This window comes from Clostridium coskatii, from assembly GCF_001675205.1.
GTDB classification, from domain to species: Bacteria; Bacillota; Clostridia; order Clostridiales; family Clostridiaceae; genus Clostridium_B; species Clostridium_B ljungdahlii.
The window spans coordinates 19,780-42,286 of the sequence record NZ_LROR01000070.1; the positions used below are offsets into that span (position 1 = coordinate 19,780).

23 protein-coding genes, 1 CRISPR repeat array and 1 other annotated feature (1 of these 25 cut by a window edge) are annotated in these 22,507 nt (G+C 31.2%); of the genes, 3 read left to right on the top strand and 20 right to left on the bottom strand.

The window, feature by feature from the left end; all coding sequences use genetic code 11:
• Window positions 1-3 precede the first annotated feature (3 nt).
• Window positions 4-891: a YncE family protein gene (locus CLCOS_RS16835; RefSeq protein ID WP_063601537.1), complete on the bottom strand. Its 888-nt coding sequence runs from the start codon at window positions 889-891 to the stop codon at window positions 4-6.
• Between the two features lie 146 nt (window positions 892-1,037).
• Between CLCOS_RS16835 and CLCOS_RS16840 the strand changes: the two genes are divergently transcribed.
• A complete protein-coding gene (locus tag CLCOS_RS16840; RefSeq protein WP_063601490.1) occupies window positions 1,038-1,289 on the top strand; it encodes a TIGR03905 family TSCPD domain-containing protein in 252 nt (83 codons plus the stop codon).
• Window positions 1,290-1,806: 517 nt separating this feature from the next.
• Here CLCOS_RS16840 and CLCOS_RS16845 read toward each other — a convergent pair.
• From CLCOS_RS16845 to CLCOS_RS21595, 7 genes are all read right to left on the bottom strand, one after another.
• A complete protein-coding gene (locus CLCOS_RS16845) occupies window positions 1,807-3,153 on the bottom strand; it encodes a bifunctional folylpolyglutamate synthase/dihydrofolate synthase (RefSeq protein ID WP_063601491.1) in 1,347 nt (448 codons plus the stop codon).
• A gap of 171 nt (window positions 3,154-3,324) precedes the next feature.
• A complete protein-coding gene (locus tag CLCOS_RS16850; RefSeq protein ID WP_063601492.1) occupies window positions 3,325-5,973 on the bottom strand; it encodes a valine--tRNA ligase in 2,649 nt (882 codons plus the stop codon).
• 84 nt (window positions 5,974-6,057) lie between these two features.
• Window positions 6,058-6,269 (bottom strand) — a binding site (T-box leader).
• A gap of 222 nt (window positions 6,270-6,491) precedes the next feature.
• Window positions 6,492-6,896 carry a hypothetical protein gene (locus tag CLCOS_RS16855; protein ID WP_013240094.1) on the bottom strand — a complete coding sequence of 135 codons (405 nt, stop codon included), beginning with the start codon at window positions 6,894-6,896 and terminating at the stop codon, window positions 6,492-6,494.
• 230 nt (window positions 6,897-7,126) lie between these two features.
• Window positions 7,127-7,927: an ABC transporter substrate-binding protein gene (locus CLCOS_RS16860; RefSeq protein WP_242832229.1), complete on the bottom strand. Its 801-nt coding sequence runs from the start codon at window positions 7,925-7,927 to the stop codon at window positions 7,127-7,129.
• 30 nt (window positions 7,928-7,957) lie between these two features.
• Window positions 7,958-8,707: a 5'/3'-nucleotidase SurE gene (surE, locus tag CLCOS_RS16865; RefSeq protein ID WP_063601493.1), complete on the bottom strand. Its 750-nt coding sequence runs from the start codon at window positions 8,705-8,707 to the stop codon at window positions 7,958-7,960.
• Between the two features lie 151 nt (window positions 8,708-8,858).
• A complete protein-coding gene (locus tag CLCOS_RS16870) occupies window positions 8,859-9,581 on the bottom strand; it encodes a serine/threonine protein kinase (RefSeq protein WP_063601494.1) in 723 nt (240 codons plus the stop codon).
• On the bottom strand, window positions 9,572-9,811 hold the full coding sequence (locus CLCOS_RS21595) for a hypothetical protein (RefSeq protein ID WP_082853565.1): 240 nt from the start codon (window positions 9,809-9,811) through the stop codon (window positions 9,572-9,574). Before CLCOS_RS21595 ends, CLCOS_RS16870 begins: the two co-directional genes overlap by 10 nt.
• Before the next feature lie 294 nt (window positions 9,812-10,105).
• On the opposite strand from CLCOS_RS21595, the gene CLCOS_RS16875 reads away from it, so the two are divergent.
• Window positions 10,106-10,438, top strand: coding sequence for a PadR family transcriptional regulator (locus CLCOS_RS16875; RefSeq protein ID WP_063601495.1), 333 nt, complete (start codon window positions 10,106-10,108; stop codon window positions 10,436-10,438).
• A 3-nt stretch (window positions 10,439-10,441) separates the two neighbouring features.
• On the top strand, window positions 10,442-11,191 hold the full coding sequence (locus CLCOS_RS16880; RefSeq protein WP_063601496.1) for a DUF2812 domain-containing protein: 750 nt from the start codon (window positions 10,442-10,444) through the stop codon (window positions 11,189-11,191).
• Between the two features lie 70 nt (window positions 11,192-11,261).
• Here the strand turns inward: CLCOS_RS16880 and yjfF are convergent, their stop codons facing one another.
• From yjfF to CLCOS_RS16940, 12 genes are all read right to left on the bottom strand, one after another.
• Window positions 11,262-12,269, bottom strand: coding sequence for a galactofuranose ABC transporter, permease protein YjfF (gene yjfF, locus CLCOS_RS16885; protein ID WP_063601497.1), 1,008 nt, complete (start codon window positions 12,267-12,269; stop codon window positions 11,262-11,264).
• Window positions 12,266-13,315 carry an ABC transporter permease gene (locus CLCOS_RS16890; protein ID WP_013240109.1) on the bottom strand — a complete coding sequence of 350 codons (1,050 nt, stop codon included), beginning with the start codon at window positions 13,313-13,315 and terminating at the stop codon, window positions 12,266-12,268. The genes yjfF and CLCOS_RS16890 overlap by 4 nt, the downstream gene beginning before the upstream one ends.
• Window positions 13,308-14,837: a sugar ABC transporter ATP-binding protein gene (locus CLCOS_RS16895; protein ID WP_063601498.1), complete on the bottom strand. Its 1,530-nt coding sequence runs from the start codon at window positions 14,835-14,837 to the stop codon at window positions 13,308-13,310. Before CLCOS_RS16895 ends, CLCOS_RS16890 begins: the two co-directional genes overlap by 8 nt.
• Window positions 14,838-14,914: 77 nt before the next feature.
• Window positions 14,915-15,907, bottom strand: a complete 993-nt coding sequence (locus CLCOS_RS16900; RefSeq protein ID WP_013240111.1) for an ABC transporter substrate-binding protein — start codon at window positions 15,905-15,907, stop codon at window positions 14,915-14,917.
• A gap of 476 nt (window positions 15,908-16,383) precedes the next feature.
• A complete protein-coding gene (locus CLCOS_RS16905) occupies window positions 16,384-16,995 on the bottom strand; it encodes a CDP-alcohol phosphatidyltransferase family protein (protein ID WP_063601499.1) in 612 nt (203 codons plus the stop codon).
• A 5-nt stretch (window positions 16,996-17,000) separates the two neighbouring features.
• Complete coding sequence (locus tag CLCOS_RS16910; RefSeq protein WP_013240113.1) at window positions 17,001-17,543, bottom strand: flavodoxin family protein; 543 nt, start codon at window positions 17,541-17,543, stop codon at window positions 17,001-17,003.
• 24 nt (window positions 17,544-17,567) lie between these two features.
• Entirely contained in the window at window positions 17,568-18,161 is a 594-nt protein-coding gene (locus CLCOS_RS16915) for a TetR/AcrR family transcriptional regulator (RefSeq protein ID WP_063601500.1), read from the bottom strand.
• A gap of 244 nt (window positions 18,162-18,405) precedes the next feature.
• Complete coding sequence (locus tag CLCOS_RS16920; protein ID WP_013240115.1) at window positions 18,406-19,134, bottom strand: polymer-forming cytoskeletal protein; 729 nt, start codon at window positions 19,132-19,134, stop codon at window positions 18,406-18,408.
• 19 nt (window positions 19,135-19,153) lie between these two features.
• A complete protein-coding gene (locus CLCOS_RS16925) occupies window positions 19,154-19,783 on the bottom strand; it encodes a YhbD family protein (RefSeq protein ID WP_013240116.1) in 630 nt (209 codons plus the stop codon).
• Window positions 19,784-19,962: 179 nt separating this feature from the next.
• Window positions 19,963-20,715 carry a 3-oxoacyl-[acyl-carrier-protein] reductase gene (gene fabG / locus CLCOS_RS16930; protein ID WP_063601501.1) on the bottom strand — a complete coding sequence of 251 codons (753 nt, stop codon included), beginning with the start codon at window positions 20,713-20,715 and terminating at the stop codon, window positions 19,963-19,965.
• A 141-nt stretch (window positions 20,716-20,856) separates the two neighbouring features.
• On the bottom strand, window positions 20,857-21,663 hold the full coding sequence (locus CLCOS_RS16935) for an MBL fold metallo-hydrolase (RefSeq protein WP_063601502.1): 807 nt from the start codon (window positions 21,661-21,663) through the stop codon (window positions 20,857-20,859).
• A gap of 156 nt (window positions 21,664-21,819) precedes the next feature.
• A complete protein-coding gene (locus CLCOS_RS16940) occupies window positions 21,820-22,086 on the bottom strand; it encodes a CD3324 family protein (RefSeq protein WP_063601503.1) in 267 nt (88 codons plus the stop codon).
• Between the two features lie 139 nt (window positions 22,087-22,225).
• A CRISPR array of direct repeats spans window positions 22,226-22,507; the repeat unit is 30 nt; unit sequence ATTTAAATACATCTCATGTTGAGGTTCAAC (it continues 346 nt past the right edge of the window).

A 22,507-nucleotide genomic window follows, 5' to 3' on the forward strand; every position in this document is an offset into this window, starting at 1 on the left:
GATTTATTTCACAACCATACCTGTAGGTTCTCCACCTATAGGTATATATTTTTTATTCTCGTCTTTTAAATTTACCTTTATCAATAAATTGTTATAATTATCCCCCACATATAAACTTCCCCTTCGTTTTAATACACTTGCAGGCATCCCCCCAACAATCAACCTCTTTTTCTCCTTATAGTTATTTATATCCAAAACGCTTATTGTACCATCTCCAAAATTGGATACAAAACAATATCTACTGCTGCAGTATATGTCTACTGGCGAATTTCCCACAATAATTCTATTTATAACTTTATAGTTTTTAAGTGATAATATGGCTATACTTCCCCTAAACTCCGATCCTATATTACTTTCACATATAAGTATATGCTGTCCATCCACTGCAAACACAGCTTTAGTAGGATAGCATCCTACTCTTATGTTAGCTATAGGTTCATTTTTTTTGCAGTCTATCAAGGTTATACTATCATCTTCCATATTAGATATTACTAGCAGCTTTCTTTCCTTATTCAAACATATACTATAAGGAAGATTTCCACAGGGAACTTCTTCAACCACTCTTCTCATATTAAGGTCAAAAACAAGCAGGCTATTTAAATCACTGCATATTATATATGCATTATTTTTATAGGTAATAATATCATTGCAGCATGCCCCAACATAATAACTTTCTTCCTGAATTTCATTTTTTATATCTATTATAGATATGCTGTTATTATATTTGTTTGCCGTTATAAGCTTAGAATCATTTAAACATACACCATGGGGTCCAACTCTATAGGTCATGTCCTCAGATTTTAAATGTATTCTAGTTTCTTCATGAAAATCATCTAAATTCACCTTTGATACCGTATCAGAAGAAGTGCTACATATATAAAGATACTCCAACACACCATCGCCCCCTTACAACTATAATATGAAGGTTAGCTAAAATAGGTAATACTAATTAATTATTTTATTTTGTTGTATATTAACTTTATATTCTATATAATTATTTTGTTAATACATTATTTTATATGAAACAAGGTGATGAAATGTACAGTTATATAACAAAAGGAGTTTGTTCAAGTCAAATAAATTTTGATGTTGTAGAAAACAAAATTAGAAATGTAAATTTTGTAGGAGGATGTAATGGAAATTTACAAGGTATATCAAAATTAGTAGAAGGAATGGATGTAGCTGAAGCTGTCGAAAAATTAGAGGGAATTTCCTGCAGTGGAAAAGGGACTTCCTGTCCTGATCAATTTGCAACTGCCCTTAAAAAATTAGTTTTAAGCCGTAAGTAAAAAATTTATTTAACATATAGATCTTCTAATTAGAAAGTTCACTTATACCAGCCATATACTAACAAATTTCATTACACTAAAAACTTTTAATAAGTCTAAAGCTTGGTATTTTGAAAACCTAAAGGTACTTAGATAAACTCGTACCTCAAACACATCTAAGTACCTAAGGTTTTCTAAAATACCAAGCTAAGACTTATTTATAAAAGTTTTTAAATGTAATTTCAATTTTGTTAGTATATTTTATGTATAAGTTGAAATTTCAATTAGAAACTCAATATAAATCCAAATAATATTTATAATTTATAGGTTTTATACAAAAATAAACTTATGCGTAGAAATATTTTACAATAAACAAGTACATTTAAATATTTTGTATATAAGTCTTAGCAGAAAATTTTTTAAAAACTTAGGACTTTTGAATTTTCCGCTTAGACTTATCAAAATATTTAACCGTACTTGCGGTTGTAAAATATTCGGAGCATAAGTTTATTTTTAGTTAAAAGCCATAATTTCAAATTTATTTGCTGTTATTGTGCTTTCTTATAATTTTCCTCATGTCGCCTATCATATAAAGCGAACCTGATATCAATAAGATATCATCTTCGCTGCAGTAGGAAAGTGCCTTTTCGTAAGCCTCTTCGTAACTATCCAAAGCTTCACATTTGGAGTTATATTTTTCTATGACATCTTTTAACTCTTTTGAATTTTCAGCTCTTGTATTGTTTGGGGTAACGGCTATTACTCTCTCCGCTAAAGGAACAATAGTTTTTACCATTACTTCAACTTCTTTATCTGCCAGTATACCCAGTATAAGTATCATCTTATTATAGTTAAAATAGCTGCACAAGTTTTTGCTCAGCATGGAAATTCCTTCTCTATTGTGTGCTCCATCTATTACAACTAGTGGTTTGCGGTGCATTACTTCAAGTCTTCCAATCCATTTCACATTAGAAAGTGCTTTTAATATAGTCTGCTTATCTATATTAAATCCATATCTAGACAATTCCTCTATAGCAAATAGGGCACAAGCACAATTTGTAAGCTGATGTCTACCTAAAAGGGATAACTCAATATGGTAATCTTCTTTTTTTGTATGTACCTTTATCTTTTGCACATATTCCTTACTGTTATTGTTGATTTTTTCCTGATCTTCAGGCTCTACACAATCACAAGGAACCTTTATAAGTGTGCTTCCTCTTTCACTACATACTTTTTCTATAGCTTCTTCTGCTTCTTTCTCTTCAGGATAAAGTATTACAGGTATACCAGGCTTAACTATTCCTGCCTTTTCATGAGCTATCTCAGCTAAGGTATCTCCTAGTATCTGCATATGATCATAACTTATAGAGGCAATTATGCTAAGCAATACTCCTCCATCTTCTTCTTTTGAAAATGGTGCCATAACATTTGTGGCATCAAGTCTTCCACCAAGTCCCACTTCAACTACAGCTATATCAACTTTCTTCTCATAGAAATAATAGAACATAGTACAGGTAATTATCTCAAATTCGGTAGGGTTTTCATACCCAAGTTCAATAACTTTTTTAACAACTTCTGCCACCTTGGTTACTACCCTACTCAAATCATCCCTAGGTATATTGACACCATTTATCTGAATTCTCTCTTCAAACACCTCTAAATAAGGTGAAGTATACATACCTACCTTAAATCCTGCTTCCATTAGTATTCTATTTATCATTGCCGTAATAGAACCTTTTCCATTGGTACCCGCTACATGTATTGTCTTTATTTTCTTCTGTGGGTTACCTAAAAGCTCTAACATCTTTTCTGTCCTATCAAGTCCATAGTTACTTCCAAATTTAGCAGTAGTTTCTATATATTCAACTGTTTCATCATAATTCATAGTAACACATCCCCACATTTTTTTATTTTATCCAACGACTGCGTCCCTAGATAAGTTCTTTTCCTAAAGGATAACGTATTCTAAGTGATAAAGGCACTAAAAATACTGTTAATAAGACTCTGATGGAGATAGAGGTATTCCTCTTAGCAAAACTCCACCTGAGTCTTAGAATCACTTGATATTCTGCAATCTTTCAATTACAGTATTCAACATTTCTCTGTACTTATCTCCTTTTTCCCTTTCTGCATTTACCACAGCTTCCGGTGCCTTGGAAACAAATTTTTCATTTGAAAGTTTGTTTTCTACTCTCTTTATTTCTCCCTCTAGCTTTTCCTTTTCCTTATTAAGTCTTTCAATTTCCTTATCCATATCTACCAGATCAAAAAGTGGAATAAATAATTCTGCTCCTCTAGTTACTGCCGATACTATATTTTTTGGTGCATCATTTTTATCTTTTAAAAATTCAACTTCACTAGCAGAAGCTAATTTTTTGAAATAATCTTCTCCATTTTGAAAAGCTTCATATGCATCTTTTTCAGCTACATGAACCATGATTTTTGCTTTTCTCGAAAATGGTACATTCATTTCTGTTCTAATATTTCTTATTTCTCTAATAGCCTCTATAATATATTCCATATCTTTTTCTGCCTTTAAATCCTTCAGGCTTTCATCATATTCCGGCCATTTCGATATAGTTATGGATTCATACTCTGTATAAAGGTGAGTGTATATTTCTTCAGTTATAAAAGGCATTACAGGATGTAATAGCTGCAAACTTGTAGATAATACATTGTTTAATACATTGTATGCTACACCTTTAGCTTTTTCATCCTCACCATACATAACAGGTTTAACAAGTTCTATATACCAATCACATAATTCTCCCCATATAAAATCATATAATTTCTGAGAAGCTATTCCAAGTTCAAATTTTTCTATGTTGTCTGTAACTTCTTTTACAAGAGTATTTAATTTGGACATTATCCATCTATCTGCACCACTGTAATCTTTGCAGTCTTTATACTTATTCATCAAATCTTCATCTATGTTCATAAGTACAAATCTTGAAGCATTCCATATCTTGTTTGCAAAATTTCTAGATGCTTCAACTCTTTCTGGATAATACCTTATGTCATTTCCTGGTGCATTTCCTGTAATAAGAGTAAATCTAAGAGCATCTGCTCCATATTGTTCTATTACCTCTATTGGGTCTACACCATTTCCAAGGGATTTTGACATTTTTCTTCCTTGAGAATCCCTTACAATACCGTGTATAAGTACATTTTCAAAAGGAATATCATCCATACAATAAAGACCTGCGAATATCATCCTTGCAACCCAGAAAAATATTATGTCGTATCCTGTAACAAGAGTATTGTTAGGGTAGAAGCATTTCAAATCCTCTGTCTTATCTGGCCATCCAAGTGTTGAGAAAGGCCATAGTGCAGAACTAAACCAGGTATCAAGTACATCTTTATCCTGCTCTAAGTTAGTTGAACCACACTTTGTACATTTCGTAGCTTCTCCATCTGTTACTATAACTTCGCCACAATCCTTACAGTACCAAACAGGAATTCTATGTCCCCACCAGAGCTGTCTTGAAATACACCAATCCTGAATGTTTTCCATCCAGTTGAAGTAAGTCTTTTCAAACCTTTCAGGTACAAATTTAACCTTTTTATCTCTTACAACCTTAATAGCAGGTTCTGCTAGTGATTTCATCTTTACAAACCACTGCTTTGAAAGCATAGGTTCGATAGTAGTACCACATCTGTCATGACATCCTACATTATGTGCATGTTCTTTGATTTTAACCAAATATCCCTGCTTATCTAAATCTTCTACTACTAACTTTCTAGCTTCATATCTATCAAGTCCATCATATTTTGTCCCAGGTAATTTTATAGTTCCATCTTCATTCATTATTATTATTTCAGGAAGGTTATGTCTCTTTCCTACATGATAGTCATTAGGGTCATGAGCTGGTGTTATTTTAACTGCTCCAGTACCAAACTCCATGTCTACATAGTCATCCTCAACTATAGGTATTTCCCTATTTATAATTGGAAGTATAGCTTTCTTTCCTACTAAATGCTTATATCTTTCATCCTTAGGATTAACTGCAATGGCTGTATCTCCAAACATTGTTTCAGGTCTTGTAGTTGCAATTTCAAGGTATTCATCGCTGCCTACAATCTTATATTTTATGTGCCAAAAATGTCCCTGCTGCTCTTCATACTCGATTTCCGCATCGGATATAGCTGTCTGGCACTTAGGACACCAGTTTATTATCCTGTTTCCCTGATATATAAGGCCATCATTATATAGTTTTACAAAGAACTTTTTTACTGCCTTATTGAGGCCTTCGTCCATAGTAAATCGCTCTCTTGTAAAATCTGTAGAACAACCAAGCTTCTTTACCTGATTTCTTATTCTTCCCCTGTATTTATTACTCCAATCCCAAGTCTTTTCAAGGAACTTTTCTCTTCCTATTTTCTTTTTTTCTATTCCCTTTTTTAGAAGTTCTTTTTCAACTTTTACCTCAGTTGCAATACTTGCATGATCTTCACCCGGAAGCCATAGTGTACTGTAGCCTTGCATTCTCTTTGTTCTTATTATTATGTCCTGTATAGTATCATCTAGCGCGTGTCCAAGGTGCAATTTTCCTGTAATATTTGGAGGTGGTATTACTATTGTATACGATTTTTTATTTTTATCTGCTTTGGGTGTAAAATATCCTTTTTCTTGCCAAAGATCATAAAGTCTGTCTTCAAATTCTTTTGGGTTATAAGTAGTTGCCATTTCTTTCTTTTGTGCCATCAAATCTCCTCCTAATTATTAGATATTCTAATATTAATACCAATTCAAGTATTTACATTCTTAAATCAAAAAAAGCCTTCATCCATAAAGGACGAAGACCCGCGTTACCACCTTTTTTCCTGTAAATACAGGCTCTTAAAAAATAACGATTAAGAAAACCGTCTTTACCTACTGTTATTTCAGCAAAGAAACTCCAAAGCTACCTTCAAGATAATCCATATAGAAAACCTCTCAACTAACAGATTTTCCTCTCTTTATACTCCATTATCTCTAATCCTCTTTTTCACAGTTAACAAATTCAAATTTATATAGTTCTATTATAACGTTATTTTTCAACCTGTCAAGAATTTTTATCCGATGGCTACCAGCCGTAATACCCCCATCTTCTTATAAAATGGGGGATAACGACTGCTACACCCCTGGATAACGATTTCTAGGTTTCAGATGGAGAAAAAAACTCCACCTGAAACCAAGAACTCTGTTTATAGTAAATCCCTATATACATCAATATTACATAACTAGTATTTTTTAAACATATTTCCTGGCGAATCATTCAATAATTTTACACACAATCTATATTTATAGTGTATCATAGAAAGGTATTCTTCTTCCGATAATACATCTTGAAAATCATCTTCATCTACAAGACCATATTTAGGATGAAATATAATAGCTCTATAATTTATGCCACCATTTCTTACTCCTATAAAAAATACAGCAATAAATTTTTCATTATCTGCATTTAACAAAGTTCCTGGAATATATGCTTCATCCATTTCATTATATGAAGCTCCATATAGATCTTCAAATTTCATACCTATGTCCCTATACACCTTTTCAAAATAAAATGGATCTTCTCCTATTTTCTTAAAATCAACCTTTCGAGCATAATCTTCTATATAATCTAAATATTCATTATTCAAAACATACACCACCTACCATTTATGCAGTAAAAAGACTAATTGTATTTTATTCCATTATATCAAAAGTTATGTGTAAGCAGAGTTTAAATTTAAAATTAATAGTTAAGAATTAATAGTTATAATTAATTTTCACTCATTTTTCACTATTAATTCTTAACTTAAATGTAATTTTCAATTACTAATAATCTATTGATGTGTATAAGTTTATTTTCACTTCGAAATGCTATAAGTTATTTAATAGCTTTTTCTGCAAAAGAGTTATTAACTATCTTATTAAAGTCTGGTCTTGAAGGTATTAAACTAGGTTTATAGTTTTGTATTATATCCTCAAGTCTGTTTAAATCCTGCTGTTTTATAACTGGCGTAGTCGCATAGGCATTTATAGCTCTATAATTTTTCACTACAGAAATCAAGATATCTTCATCTGTTCCAGGGAAAAATGATTTTATGGCCTCAGCCACTTCTTTGTCACTGTGTTTTTGAACCCATATTTGTCCTTGATGAATTGCATCAGTGAATTTTTGTATAGTCTGTGGATTCTTTTCCATATAGGATTTAGTTGAAAAATAACAGGTATATGGAAGCACACCAGCAGATTTACCTACTGAAGCAACTACGTATCCAGTTTTATCTTTTTCAAGCATACTAGCTGTTGGTTCAAAAAGTGCAACGTAATCCCCTGTTTTCGATTTAAAAGCTCCTCCTGTTGCAGTGTAGGCAATATTAGTCATCAAGTTAACGTCTTTTCCAGGTTGAATTCCATTTTTCTGCAATACATACTCCAGAGCCATTTCAGGAACTCCGCCAGGTCTTCCCCCAATTATACTTTTACCTTTTACAGATTTCCAATCAAAGTTTTTTTCCGCTTTTCTACCAACTAAAAAAGAACCATCTGTAGTTGTAAGTTGTGCAAAAAGTACAGGGTAATCCTTTCTCTTTTGGTTATATATATATATTGTCTGCTCCGGACCACAAAATCCAATATCACAACTTTTACTAAGTACCTGCTGCATAGTTTTATCTGCTACCATTACAAAAACACAAGTTTTTATCCATCTTTATTAACTAAAAATTTCATCAACCTGTTTAAGCAGTTTAAAATTAGTAAGATCATAGTGAAGTGGTGTTAAAGTAGCATAACCTTGTTTTATAAAATATCCATCTGTGTCAATAACAAGAGAATCACTCATCTTACCTTTTAATTGAAAAGTTTTCCCCTCATCTTTAGAATCCACCTCTATAAAATAACCAGTATATCCTCTTTCTCCAATTTTACACACTTTAATTCCTTTTTTTATCTTCATGGGCATATTTAAATTAAATACAACATCATCTTTTATATATTTATCTTCAAGCTTTTCCAGCACTTCTAAAACACATTTTGCTGCATCCTCATATTCTCCTTCAACTCCATCTTCAACTTCCATAGATGTAGCCAGTGAAGGTATTTTATTAATGGCAGCCTCAATAGCTGCAGAAACCGTACCGGAATACAACACATCCAATCCAATATTCAATCCATTATTTATTCCGGATAAAACCATATCTACATTTCCATCTACAATTTTATCTATTGCAATCTTTACACAATCTGCCGGTGTACCAGTGACGCTGTAGGCTTTCGATTTTATTCCTTCAAGCTTCACTTGTTTGACAAATAAAGGATCTCTTACTGTTATTGAATGACTGCTAGCACTTTTTTCAACATCTGGCGCAACAATTATCACTTCATGCTTTTTTTCTAATTCTTTAGCTAATGCATATATTCCCTTTGCATTAACTCCATCGTCGTTGGTCAATAATAATTTCATAAATTAGCCTCCACACTTATATAAATTGATCATTTAAAACTATTCTACTACAAATACAGAAAATTAAATGTAGAAATAAATAAAAAATCAACTTATATTTTTATAATCACAAACTTGATTATAAATCAGCTGGAAAAGCCCGGTAATTCAACTAGCCAAATACCTTGCAAAAATCATCCTCAACCTCAATAATATTTTTATAATTCTCCTTAATACCTATAAGTTTCTTTAAAAACATTATATTCTTTTCCGTTAACTCTAGCTCACTGTACCAGGGTTTTGATTTTCTACTGCTTTTTTCAAAAGAAGAGTAATGTAAATGAAGCAATAAGTGGCCAAAATATGAAAAGTCTGCAGAAGGTACATACCTCTCATTATTAATGAATCTTGCAAGTCCAAAGTCAATAAGATGCACATTATTTTCATGAAGAATCACATTGGGTACCCTTATATCTCTATGAACTATATTGTTGTCATGGAGATATTTTATTATATTTATAACCCTTTTCCCCACCTCATAAATCTCCGGTTGTGTAAATACATGATTATCTCCAAAAATCATCTCTTCTATCGTCTTTCCCGTTTTGTATTCCAAAATATAAGCATACATATCATCATTTATTATTGTATCAAATATTTTAGGAATTGATGGATGTTCAATAGATGAAAGTATTTCTTTCTCAAAAATAATTTTGCTGCCATTCTTTTTAATAGCCTTAGGCTTAACCTCTTTTAGTACATATTCCTTGCCATCTAAATTAACTAAATAACATATACCAAACCGTCCTTCACCTATTAGTCTTATAACTTTATATTCATTAATAAAACAGCCTACTGGATATACCTTTCTCTTAAAAAACGATATCATGACCATGAACTTTTATATCTTCTATGATGTCTCTGATTTGAATAATGCCGTCTATCGGAATAATGATTTTGATGTGAACTGTGAGAATACTTGTTATTATACTTCCTGCCTGAATTGGAAAGTGAACCAAATATTCTCAATATACGGTTTAAAAATCCTTCTCTTTTATAATAGTTACTACCTCGATGCCTATCTCCATATCTATTTTTTTCTGATGATCTTGAGAAAAAACTCATTAAAGCACCTCTTTTCAATAATTTTTTAATATGATTAAGTAATTATCAGTTGATAATATACTTTTATTTTATGATATATTATTAATCTATTATTGTCAATATATAAAGTGTGATTTTCTACTATGATTTATATTATCAACTGATAGTATAAATCATATATATTTACACATTTATTCCATAATCACACACATATTATTGCAACTTACTAATAAGTAATAAATAATTGACACATATATCATTAAATGATATAGTATACTAAATGATATGTCATTTAATGATATACAGGAGGTAAAAATGGCTAGAAACAATTCTTTAGAAATGGGTGAACTTACAGACACCTACTATTATATTTTGCTATCTTTAATAAAACCTAAACATGGCTATTTGATTATGAAATCCGTTGAAAAAATGTCAGAAGGCAAGTTTTCAATAGGTCCTGCATCTTTGTATACAAGTATAAAAAAACTTCTTGATGCAAAACTCATAGAACTTACAGAGGAATCAGATCAAAAAAAGGTTTACATTGCTACAGATAAAGGTATTCAATTTCTGAAAAAGGAAGTTGAAAGGAAACGTAATATGGTTCAAATTGCAGAAGAAATATTTAATAACGAGGAGATGTTATAGTATATGTCCAACACAAAATATGTCATGAGCAAAGGAGTAGCTTTTGGAGAAGAGGAAGAAATGGAAATGCTCTCTGATTATGCAAGCAAAGGCTGGGTTTTATATAAATTTAGCTTTATGGGATACAAACTTAAAAAATCTAAACCTGAAAAACTGCAATATTCTCTAGATTATAGATATAATGCAGATAAAGAATACTTTTCGTACTTTAAAGAAGCAGGATGGAATCATATATGTTCTGCATCAAATTCAATGCATATATTCAGTGCCCCTGAAGACACAAAACCAATTTATACAGACAGCGATACTAAATCAGAAAAATATATAAACCAGTATAAATTAGCTAAAAAAATCGCAATGCCATCACTTTTATGCCTTATTGTATGCTCTATTTTATTTACTATTTTAGCATCACTTGCTAAATATGATTATATACCTCATATATATATAAAAATTGGATGTATTATTTTAATACCTACATTAATAATAACATTAATAATAACTATTATAACAGGACTACCTTGTATATCTTATTACACTACATTAAATAGAATTAAGGATGGTTATCCAACTCATGTAAAGCATAAAGCATTAAAAAAATTATTAGATACATTAGCAGCAATTTCACCTATATTAATAATATCTCTGTTCCTTTTAAGTATATTTAACATTATAATTATAAGCAAAGCAGCGTTTTTGTTAATTTGTCTAATTGCTTTCATAACTTGTCTATTAAGTATGTTCATAAAATAAGCTAAATAAAAGGTGACCAATTATGAATTGAACACCTTTTATTTTATCCTAACTTTAAATATAAAACTCATCAGCTTATAACAACCTTTTTCTTTTCTTCTCTAATAACAATAATTCTCTGCAGTGCAATAAATATAAATAACAACATTCCTACTGCAATCTTTGTCCACCAAGAATTAAGATTTCCCTGAAACATTATAAGGCTTTGAATTATACCCATAGTTAAAACACCGAATACAGGTCCTATAGGATATCCTGATCCCCCTGTTAGTAATATTCCTCCTATTACACAAGCTGCAATGGCATCCATCTCCGTTCCCAAACAATGTAAGCCATAACCAGATAGTGTATATAAAGTAAATAACAGCCCAGCTAAAGAAGAGCAAAAACCAGATACAGTATAAACAAGAATTTTAACTTTTCCAGTATTTAGGCCCATAAGCATAGCTGAATTTTCATTTCCACCAATTGCATATACGGTTCTACCAAACCTTGTATACTTTAATACAAATATAGCAACTGCAGCTACTATCAAACTAACAATTACATTAATGGATATAGCTACACCTGGACCAATGGGTATTCTAAAACCTGAAATAGCAGTAAATACCGGATTTTTAATACTTATAGTATCTATACTTATAACATAACTTGATCCTCGTGCAAAGAACATACCTGCTAATGTTACAATCCATGGGTGAAGATCAAATTTCTCTACTAATATCCCCTGAACTGTTCCAAATACAATTCCTACAATTAAGACAAAAATCATAACCCAAAATGGATTAACTCCATTTTGCAATAGGCTTGCAGTAATCATACTTATAAAAGCTATCATAGAACCTACAGAAAGATCTATTCCACCTGTAATAATAACAAAAGTCTGGCCAATAGCTAAAACTATTAAATAAGCATTATCTATAAAAAGGTTTGCTAATACTTGTCCTGAAAAAAATCCACTAAACATAACAGATCCAATTAAAAATAATACTATAAACAAACCAATTGTAGCGTAAATCGAAATAAATGATGAATTCAATTTTAAAATTTTCTTCTTATTAGTTAACCCTTTTATCATACACGAGCCACCTCTTTTTTAGGTTTACTTTTAGTTGTATTATTTTTTGATTTTTTTCTTACTAGCATTTTTCTAAATGCCTCAGATTGTATAATACAAACTATTATAACTACTATAGCTTTAACTACAAGAGTAATTTCTGGAGCCACTCCCATACTATAAATGGTTGTTGTTAATGCTTGTATAAATATTGCTCCTACTACTGTTCCTCCTAAATAAAATCTACCACCTGCCATGGAAGTTCCTCCAATAACAGTAGCTAATATAGCATCTAATTCCATCCACAATCCTACATTGTTTGCATCTGCACTCTTTATGTTAGAGCATAAAATAATGCCTGCAATACCTGCTAGAATACCCGATATAATATACAGTGAAAAAATAACTTTTCGTGCCCTTATGCCACAGTATTTGCTGGCACTGCTATTTACTCCTATAGATTCAACAAATAAACCCAATGCTGTTTTTCTAATAAGTAAATAAATTGCAAAAACAATTACAGCAGCAATAATTATTGCCACAGGTAAGAAAATATATCCTGTTCCTATAAAAATAAATGACTTATTAGTAAATGTTAGTATTTGACCGCCTGTAATAAGTTGGGCTATACCTCTTCCAACTATGTATAGAATAAGTGTAGCAACCATAGGTTGAATTTCAATATAAGCTACCAAGAAACCGTTCCATATTCCACAAAGTACACCTACTATTGCTCCTGATAATACTGCCGCTGGAACAGAACCACCTCCAACTATAACTGTTGCCGAAACCGAAGCACTTATAGCAATTATAGATCCAACAGAAATATCTATTCCCTGGGTGGCAATAACTATTGTCATACCTAACGATATTAATATAAGTGGCGCTGAATGATTAAGTATATCTATTACATTTCCAAATAAGTGTCCATCCCTAATTGTTATATTAAGGAAACCTGGTCTTACTAAAAAATTTAATAAAAGCAGCGCAATTAATGCTGCTACCGGCCAAAATATCTGCATATGATAAAATTTCATAAATATATTGGAAGTTTTAGTATTATGCACTAATATTGCCTCCTTCCGCAATAGTCCTAAGTATATTAGATTCTTGTACCTCTTCTCCCGCTAACTCCCCTATAATTTTTCTATCTCTAAGTACGAGCACCCTATCGCAGCAACTTTCTATTTCTGAAAGTTCGGAAGATATAAATATAATTGACATGCCTTTTTTTGCTAGTTTTATAATTAATTTTTTTATTTCATCCTTGGCACCTACGTCAATACCTCTTGTAGGCTCGTCCAAGATTAAAATCTGAGGGTCTGTAGCAAGCCATCTTGCCAGTATAACCTTTTGTTGATTTCCACCACTCAAATTGTCAATTCTCTGTTCTATACTAGGAGTTTTAATATTTAGGAGTTTAACATACTTTTCAGCAATTTCCTGCTGCTTTTTCATTGGAATGTATTTAAATATTCCTTTAATGGATTGAAGAGCCAAAATTATATTTTCTCTTATAGTTAGTTCTCCAACTATACCAGCTGCTTTTCTATCTTCAGGACAAAGTCCTAAACCTTCCTGAATAGCTTTTTGAGGATAAATATATGAATATTCCTTACCATCAATGATCAATGTTCCATGATCTGATTTATCTATACCAAACAACAATTTAGCACATTCAGTTCTTCCAGAACCTAAAAGTCCTGCTAGTCCAAGTACTTCGCCCTTTTTTATATTCATACTAAAAGAATCTATAGTTCCTTTTCTGCCAAATTGTTTAGTTTCTATCAAATTTTTATCTCCCTTACTGTAATAGTCACGAGATAATTGTTTATTTTCTTTTACCATTTCTTCATATTTTTTTCCTATCATCTTCGAGATTAGATCCATTTGAGGTAAATCTTTTACAGCATAAGTTCCAACCAATTCTCCATTTCTAAGTATTGTTATCCTATCTGAAGTTTCATAAACCTGATCTATGAAGTGAGTTACAAACACAATTGACATGCCTTCGGATTTTAACTTTCTCATAATACTAAATAACTGTTTAACTTCATTACTATCCAAACTAGACGTTGGTTCATCAAGAATCAATATTCCACTTGATATATCTACAGCTCTTGCTATAGCCACCATTTGCTGAATTGCAACAGAATAGCTAGATAATAATTTTTTTACATCTATTTTCAAATTTAATCTTTCTTCCAATAATTTTGATGCATTTTCATTCATGGTATTCCAATCAATAAATCCTCTTTTCATTGGTTCCCTTCCAATATAAATATTCTCAGCTACAGTAATGTTTGGACATAAATTGACTTCTTGATAAACAGTGCTTATCCCATTTTCCTGAGCATCATGGGTTGATTTAATAATAATTTTTTTTCCATTTAAAGTTATGATTCCTTCATCTATTTCGTAGACCCCTGTAAGCACTTTAATTAGAGTTGACTTTCCAGCCCCATTTTCCCCCATAAGAGCATGTATCTCACCTTTTTTAAGTTGAAAATCTACATTTGAAAGAGCTTTAACCCCGGGAAAAGATTTGCATATGCCTTCCATGTTAAGAACAATATCGCTTTCATCCATTAAATTCACCCCCATTTATCAAAATTTCATAATGTATGAATGTGGAATATCCAATTCATACATTATGATTTACAATTCTAATATTTTCTGTTAGGTAATTCTTTTTTAGCTTGATCTTGAGTAAATACACCCTCTTTAGTGTGTACAATTTTATCTTTAAGTTTGCCACTTAGTACTTGTTTTGAAGTTTCTAGCAATTGAGGTCCTAAAAGAGGATTACACTCAACTATACCATTTGATTTTCCATCAGCCATTAGCTTGAACATATCTTTAATACCATCAACAGAAACTATAAAAATATCTTTTCCTGGTTTTTTACCATATTCCTCTATAGCTTGTATAGCTCCAACTGCCATATCATCATTGTGAGACCACAAAACATTAATTTTATTTCCATCAGATTTCAAAAATGCTTCCATAACTTCCTTACCTTTTGCACGAGTAAAATCACCTGTTTGTGATTTTATGATTTTATAGTTTGGACAATCTTTTATAGTTTCATTGAAACCTTTTTGACGTCCTATCATAGCTGTTGATCCAACAGTACCTTGAAGCTCTGCTATGTTAAGCTTTGCATCTTTTCCAAATTTATCAATTACAATTTTAGCTGCTCTCTTACCTTCTTCTTCCATATCTGATCCAAGAAAAGCTGTAACAAGAGAATTATCTGCTACTTTTACATTTCTATCTACTATAACAACTGGTATCTTGGCATTTTTTGCCTCTCTCAATACTGTATCCCAACCAGTTTCTACTACAGGGTCCAATGCGATTATATCAACCTTTTCAGCTATAAAGGATCTTATTGCCTTTATTTGATTCTCCTGTTTTTGCTGGCCATCAGAAAATTTTAGTTCAAAATTTGGATCTAATTTAGGAATTTCCTTAATGGAAGTAGTTTCTGCTGTTCTCCAACCACTTTCAGCTCCAACCTGTGCAAAACCAATTACCTTTTTCTTACTTGATGAATTTGAGGAGCTTGTCTGCTGACTTGCGCCGCCGCATCCTGCAAATATACCAATTGTTAAAACTGCTGTTGCTGCTAAAGCAGCAATCTTTTTAAATTTCATATTTCTTTCCCCCCATTATATTTATTTTTATTTCAGAAAATCCAGGATATATAAAAACATCCAAACCATATATGTAAAGATTTGATTTTTTATATAATTAGGACTATTTCTTTGTATATTTCTCCTGCATTTTTGAAATCAACCAATTAATGTTTTGAAAGCGATTTCTTAAATATAATAATAATATTTATTGGTACAAATGTCAATTACTTTCATATATTATTATTTATTACCTTAATTCAATATTATGCTAATACAATTATTTCAATAAAATACATATATTTTTATTGAAACAAAAAATGTTTAAAAAATAATTACATAAGTGATATTTATTGGTATAAATATTGGATCATTTCACCCCTACTGGTGCTAATTTGTCCTATTCAAAATATACAATTGGATTTGGTTGGGTATTAATTATCCACAAGAGTTGTAAAAGATGATATGATAAGAGAAGACAACCCGCCATGCATGGGTTAAATTATAGAACCATCATGCTTCACGGCTTGTCTTCTCTTAATTTGAATACATAAGATTATTCTTTGAAATAAGGATATTAAAGCAATGATTGTGCTTATATATGTTAAAAACAGGACGGGAAAAATACATCTACCTTTTAAATATTCATTCATGGAAAGTACAATAAAAGGCATTATATAAAATGAAATAGCAGCTGCTCTTCCCATAAAATCAAATACAAAAGTTTTATTCTTCTCTGACTTATATTTATTCATGATTTTAGAAGTTACAAAGAAATCAATAATCTTTGCTATTATTACAATTAAAAACCACCAGGCAATAAGTTTATATTTTATCAGTATTCCTGTAGCACACAATATAAACAAAAAGTCTGCTAAAACATCAAGAAAACTTCCAAAGCTTGAAACTGATTTAAAATACCTGGCAATTTTTCCATCTATAAAGTCAGTTACATATATTGCAAAAAAAATCATTACTAGATAAGTAAATAACTCATCATTTCCATCTAAAGCAAGCTTTCTGTTTAAAAATAAAGTAAATATTCCTGTTAAAACTACCCTTAACAAAGTAATGAAGTTAGGAACTGCATACCTTAAATATTTTTTCATTATCTCTACTCTCCAGTTAAATTCTTTATTGCATCTGCTGCCTTAGTTGTTTGCCCTTTTAAAAGTTTTATACCTTCAACTTTGTCTGCTCCCTTTGCTAATTGTACTAAGGGATCTATTTCTTTTGTTACCTTATTATCGCCACCAGTTGAAAATATCATCACTCTTTTATTTGAAAAATCTTTAATTGCCTTCATATAGGATTCCAGCACCGTTGAATACTTTCCGACATAAATAGGAGTTCCAAAAACAAGTACGTCGTATTTAGAAATGTCATAGTTTAATTCTTGAGATGGGTAATTAATTGTAACTTCATAGCCTGATTTTTGCAAAGTTTCTGCTATACTACTTGCCATAGTTGATGTTAACTTAGTTCTTGATGGCTGATAAATAACCAGTGCTTTTTTACTACTGCTGCTTAAAAGTAATTTTCTCTCATCACTCTTATGAACTATTGAATTAGCATTTACTACCCACTTAAAAAATAGAATGGTTCCCACTATAATAACAACTAACAAAATTAATACAACCTGCAGTACTCTTTTCATTGTAATCCCTCCATTTAACATAATTTATCTGATGACCAATTCTTGAAACAGCTGCTTGAGATTTGACAAAATTTTAGCTTTAGTGTCTTCTTTACTAACCATAAGTCTCCGCTTGTTAATCCACAGGGAAATTTCGCCGTGTAAGTAAGCAAAAAATACATCACTTACAAAGCTTGCCCTTTCTTCTAACAACTTGCCCCTAGCTGCTTCTAAAATATTTTTATCAAATTCTTTTCTTGCACTTGCCACTATGTTCATTACTTCACTGGGAGGCTCTCCATCTATGGATTCCATCCGAAGAAGTTTGTACAATCCAATATGATCTAATGAAAAATCAATAAAATTAGATAGGAGCACATAATAATCTTTTTCTGGATCATCTTTAAAAGTTAAATTATCTCTTGAATAATTTATCATCTTGATCAATACTTGTCCCAAGGCTTCCCAAAGTATTTCGCTTAAACTGCCAAAATAGTTATATAAATTTGTATGAGCACATCCTACCTTTTTAGCTATATCTCTCAATGTAACATTTTTAATTCCTTCATTTTCATCTACTAACTGCAAAGTTTTTTCTAAAATAATCTCTTTAGTTATTTGACTTTTATCAGTCTTCATTCTAATTCACCGTCCTTATTACCAATGGTAATTACCATTGGTAATATAATAGCATCATAAAATTTGTATGTCAACATTTTTTCATTCTATTGCCTCTAACTCTAAAGTATGAATTAACGAAAATCCAAAAATTATTACATAACATAAGCAATAATCTTTCCCTTATGGATAATCTTAATATATAAATTATCCATAAAGGTTTTAATTATAACATACTGTTGGTTTACTTCTTCTCATTATTTCTTTAATTATCAGCTATTTTTTTACAAACTATCTTAGAATTTTTACCAACATCTACTTTATTTCTATATTCCACTATCTCGATATCACAATTAGCTCCTATAGTAACATTATTTCCTCTTACTACTTTTGCACATGTATTTTCAAGATAAATATCATCTCCTTCAATTGTGCCTGTTACAAGTCTTGCAGAATTTGAAAAAAGATTTATCATCTTCATGAAAAAATGACCTTCTCCCAATTTAACACTTATATTTTCGCCACCTATATCTTTTACTGTACATTTTCCATACATCTCTATATCTATATTCCCTGCATTTAATAATCCGTCTATATTAAAGCCTCCTCTTGCATTAAAATTTTCTGCTTCACAATCTCCACTTATGGATGCTGAACCTGATATTGATATTTCTTCCGTATGCAAATTACTATCCATACGGGAAGATCCACTTATTTTAACTTTTTTTGCAGTAACACTGCCTACTATATGAGAAGATCCACTTACGGTTATTTCTTCACAATCAAGATTTCCACATATTTTAGTACTGCCGCTGATTTTAGTTATTTTACTTTTTAAATTTCCGCTCACATTAGAAGATCCTGATACTTTATAAGAGCTGCACTCTATATCTCCATTCATTTTAGCAGTTCCACTTATTTTAACTTCGTCATACTTTCCACCTCTAATTATTCCAGCCCCAGAAATTTTTACATCTTGTAAATTCTCTTCCATTTTAAAACTCTCCTTTATTTTATAATGTTAGTTTTGATTTTAATTGCTCAACACATTCCCCTGCATTTATCTTTAATACAAGCATGGCTTCAGTTTCAACATACACTTCATTTGGTATCAGCATTAAAAAACATACAGCAACTCCAAGCTTTCTTATAAGTACTACATCACAATATCTTCCATAAAATTTCTCATAGTTTTTTTCCAGAGTATCAAGTACTAATTTAGCTTCCCCCAAACTCACCTTTCCAGATTTTAAAAACCTATCTACTATAGTCATAAACAGCAGTTCATTAAAATTGAATTCACTGCTTTCTTTATGAACATCTTTATATAATGTGAAAGTAGGTTGTGAAACAATATTATGTGATGATATGTCACTTTCTTTTAAAATAACTTTCGAAAGATTTGGCGAAAATATGCTTGCAAGTTCATCTAAAGATACATCATCTTTAAAATTCTTGATCTTTTCTACTCTATCCAGTATTTCTTTCCTTGGAAAAAACGTCTCCTGGCCTGTAAAGCTGGACCTTTTTATAAACCATTCTTCGGGTATTAATTTTTTTCTTTTCCATCTATACAATTGGCCATAGGAAATACCTGTTACTTTAAGCAATTCTTTTTTAGAAATTAGATTTTCCTCTTCCATATTTTCATTCCTCTCAATAATTTCTTTTTCAGAAACAGTGTAACATAACATTGTTACGTTAGCAATAGTTATTTTACTTGAAATAAAAAATTCACCTTAAAGCAATAACTGCTAAAGGCGAATTTAAATAAGACTCCATTAAAATCCTATGTATTATTCTTTTTAAAAACAATATCTTATTACATAGCCATTCCACCATCTACATTGATTACCTGCCCTGTAATATACTGGCACATATTTGAAACAAGAAATAAAACTGCATTTGCCACATTTTCTGCTTTTCCGTAAGCTTTCATTGGAATTTTAGACAGCATCTCTTCAGTTACTTTATCAGAAAGTACAGATGTCATATCTGTTGAAATATATCCTGGAGCAACGGCATTTACAACTATACCACGACCTGCCAGTTCCCTTGCAGTTGCCTTTGTAAACCCAATAACTCCTGCTTTTGAAGCAGCGTAATTTGCCTGACCAACATTTCCTATTATGCCTACAACACTTGCTATATTTACTATGCTTCCTGATCTTTGCCTTAACATCTGCTTTGATACAAGCTTAGTACAGTTAAATGTCCCGGTAAGATTTGTATTTATTACTTTATCCCAATTTTCTTTTTTCATGGTCATCACTATGCCATCACTTGTAACACCTGCATTATTTATCAATATGTCTATCTTTTTAAATTTTGCAATTATAGATTTTACAACTTCTTTTGTCGATTCTTCTGAACTCACATCATGCTTTAATCCCAGGGCTTCAACACCATAAGCTGATGATATTTCATCTGCTGCTTTTTTTGCTCTTTCTTCATTAGTTCCCGTTACTACTATTTTTACTTTTTCTGCTGCCAATTTCTCTGCAATAGCTCTTCCAAGCCTTCGAATGCCTCCAGTTATTAAAGCTACTTTATCCGTTAAACCTAAATCCATCATGTTCATCCTCCTATTTGCAATAATGTCCACCCTGCCTCTCCCTTTAGATGTGAGATAACAGCTTATATGCCACTAGATAATTTTTTAATAAAATACTAGTGGTAATTATATCATATTTTATGTATCAAACAAATTCAAAATTTACCAGTTTATTTCCAGCCCCACTCCTACTTCCTTTATAGGTAAATATTTATGTATTTCTGCTTTAACAGCAAAGGAGGTACAATGACAGGGATACAACTCTTTCACATCATTTTTTCTTAGATATTCAATAGTTTTTCTAACCCCAGAGTTAACTTGAAACAAATGAAATCCACCTATAATTCCAAGTACCCTGTTGTCACTGCAAACTTTTTTTGCGTATTCCACTATATTGCATATGCCGCTGTGAGAACATCCTGTTATAACATAAATACCCTTTTCACTTTTATACACAAGTGCCGTATCATCCATTACATAATCATCAAGCAAAGCTTTTCCAGCAGCCTGCTTACCAATAGGTTTTTTATTTTCAAAGTCATTCGTTCTTGGTATCTCCCCTAAAAAGGTTATATGTTTGCTAATCTTTTTAGGTTCTTTGGAAAGAATCAGATTACATTTTTCTTTTAGCTCTTCTTCTAAAATAGGAGAACAAATTTTTAAATCTCCTTCTATTTTTTTCTTAAATGCATCGGGGTGGGCAAGTATTGAAATTTCATTTTTGCAGTTTTTTTCAAAGTAATATTTAAGTCCTCCTGTGTGGTCATTATGTCCATGTGAAATAGCAATTATATTTATGTTTTTTAAATCCACCCCTAATGCAGCTGAATTTTTCAAGAATATATCAGAATAACCTGTGTCAAATAGAATCTTAGTGTCTTCATCTTCAATATAATATGAAACAGCAGGTTCTCCAAAATAATATCTATCTATATAGGTGTTGTTATCTACTAAAACTTTTAGCTTCATTCTTTCATCTCCCAAAAATAATTTTCACTGTCTTCATTATATTTTATAAAACCATTCTTTTGCAAAACTTTTTGGGATGCAGTACGAATCAGATAACCTCCAAAATTTTTCAGAATTAAAAAATTGCCTTCAGCTTTCTGCCAAAGACGATTTTAATTATTTCATTTTTGATAAGATTTTTTGTATGGTTTTAGGAGATAGATAGTATGTTTCAGAAAGGTAGTCTATAGATGCTCCCTTTCTGTATTTGCTGTAGATTTCAAGGTTTCTGTAAAATAATATATTTCTGCTGCCATTTTTCTCTCCCCAGGTTTTTCTGTTGCATTGTTTTCTCGGTATATAGATATATTCGCCGTCAATATAATCCTGAATTTGAGATACAAGTTCTGATGGTAATACATCTGCTGCTTTTTTATAGCCCAATTCCGTGCTCCTCCTAATATATATTTTTAGGATTGTGCATAGGCTAATACATCACTTATATAAATAATTTTCTGCAAGTGTACATGTCATGTTGAGGTTCAACACATACAATTGGTCAACAATTGGATGCAGGGGTATAATTTAAATACATCTCATGTTGAGGTTCAACTTTCATACTGATAATTCGCCAGTTGTTTTTGTCTTTCTATTTAAATACATCTCATGTTGAGGTTCAACACAAGAAATACATCTGCAGCATGTTGTAAATCAACTCATTTAAATACATCTCATGTTGAGGTTCAACAATTTGTTGCAAGAACAAAATAATCAGACTTGGCAAAATTTAAATACATCTCATGTTGAGGTTCAACGCCCATTAAGTGATTCAGCTAACTATATGCCAAATAATTTAAATACATCT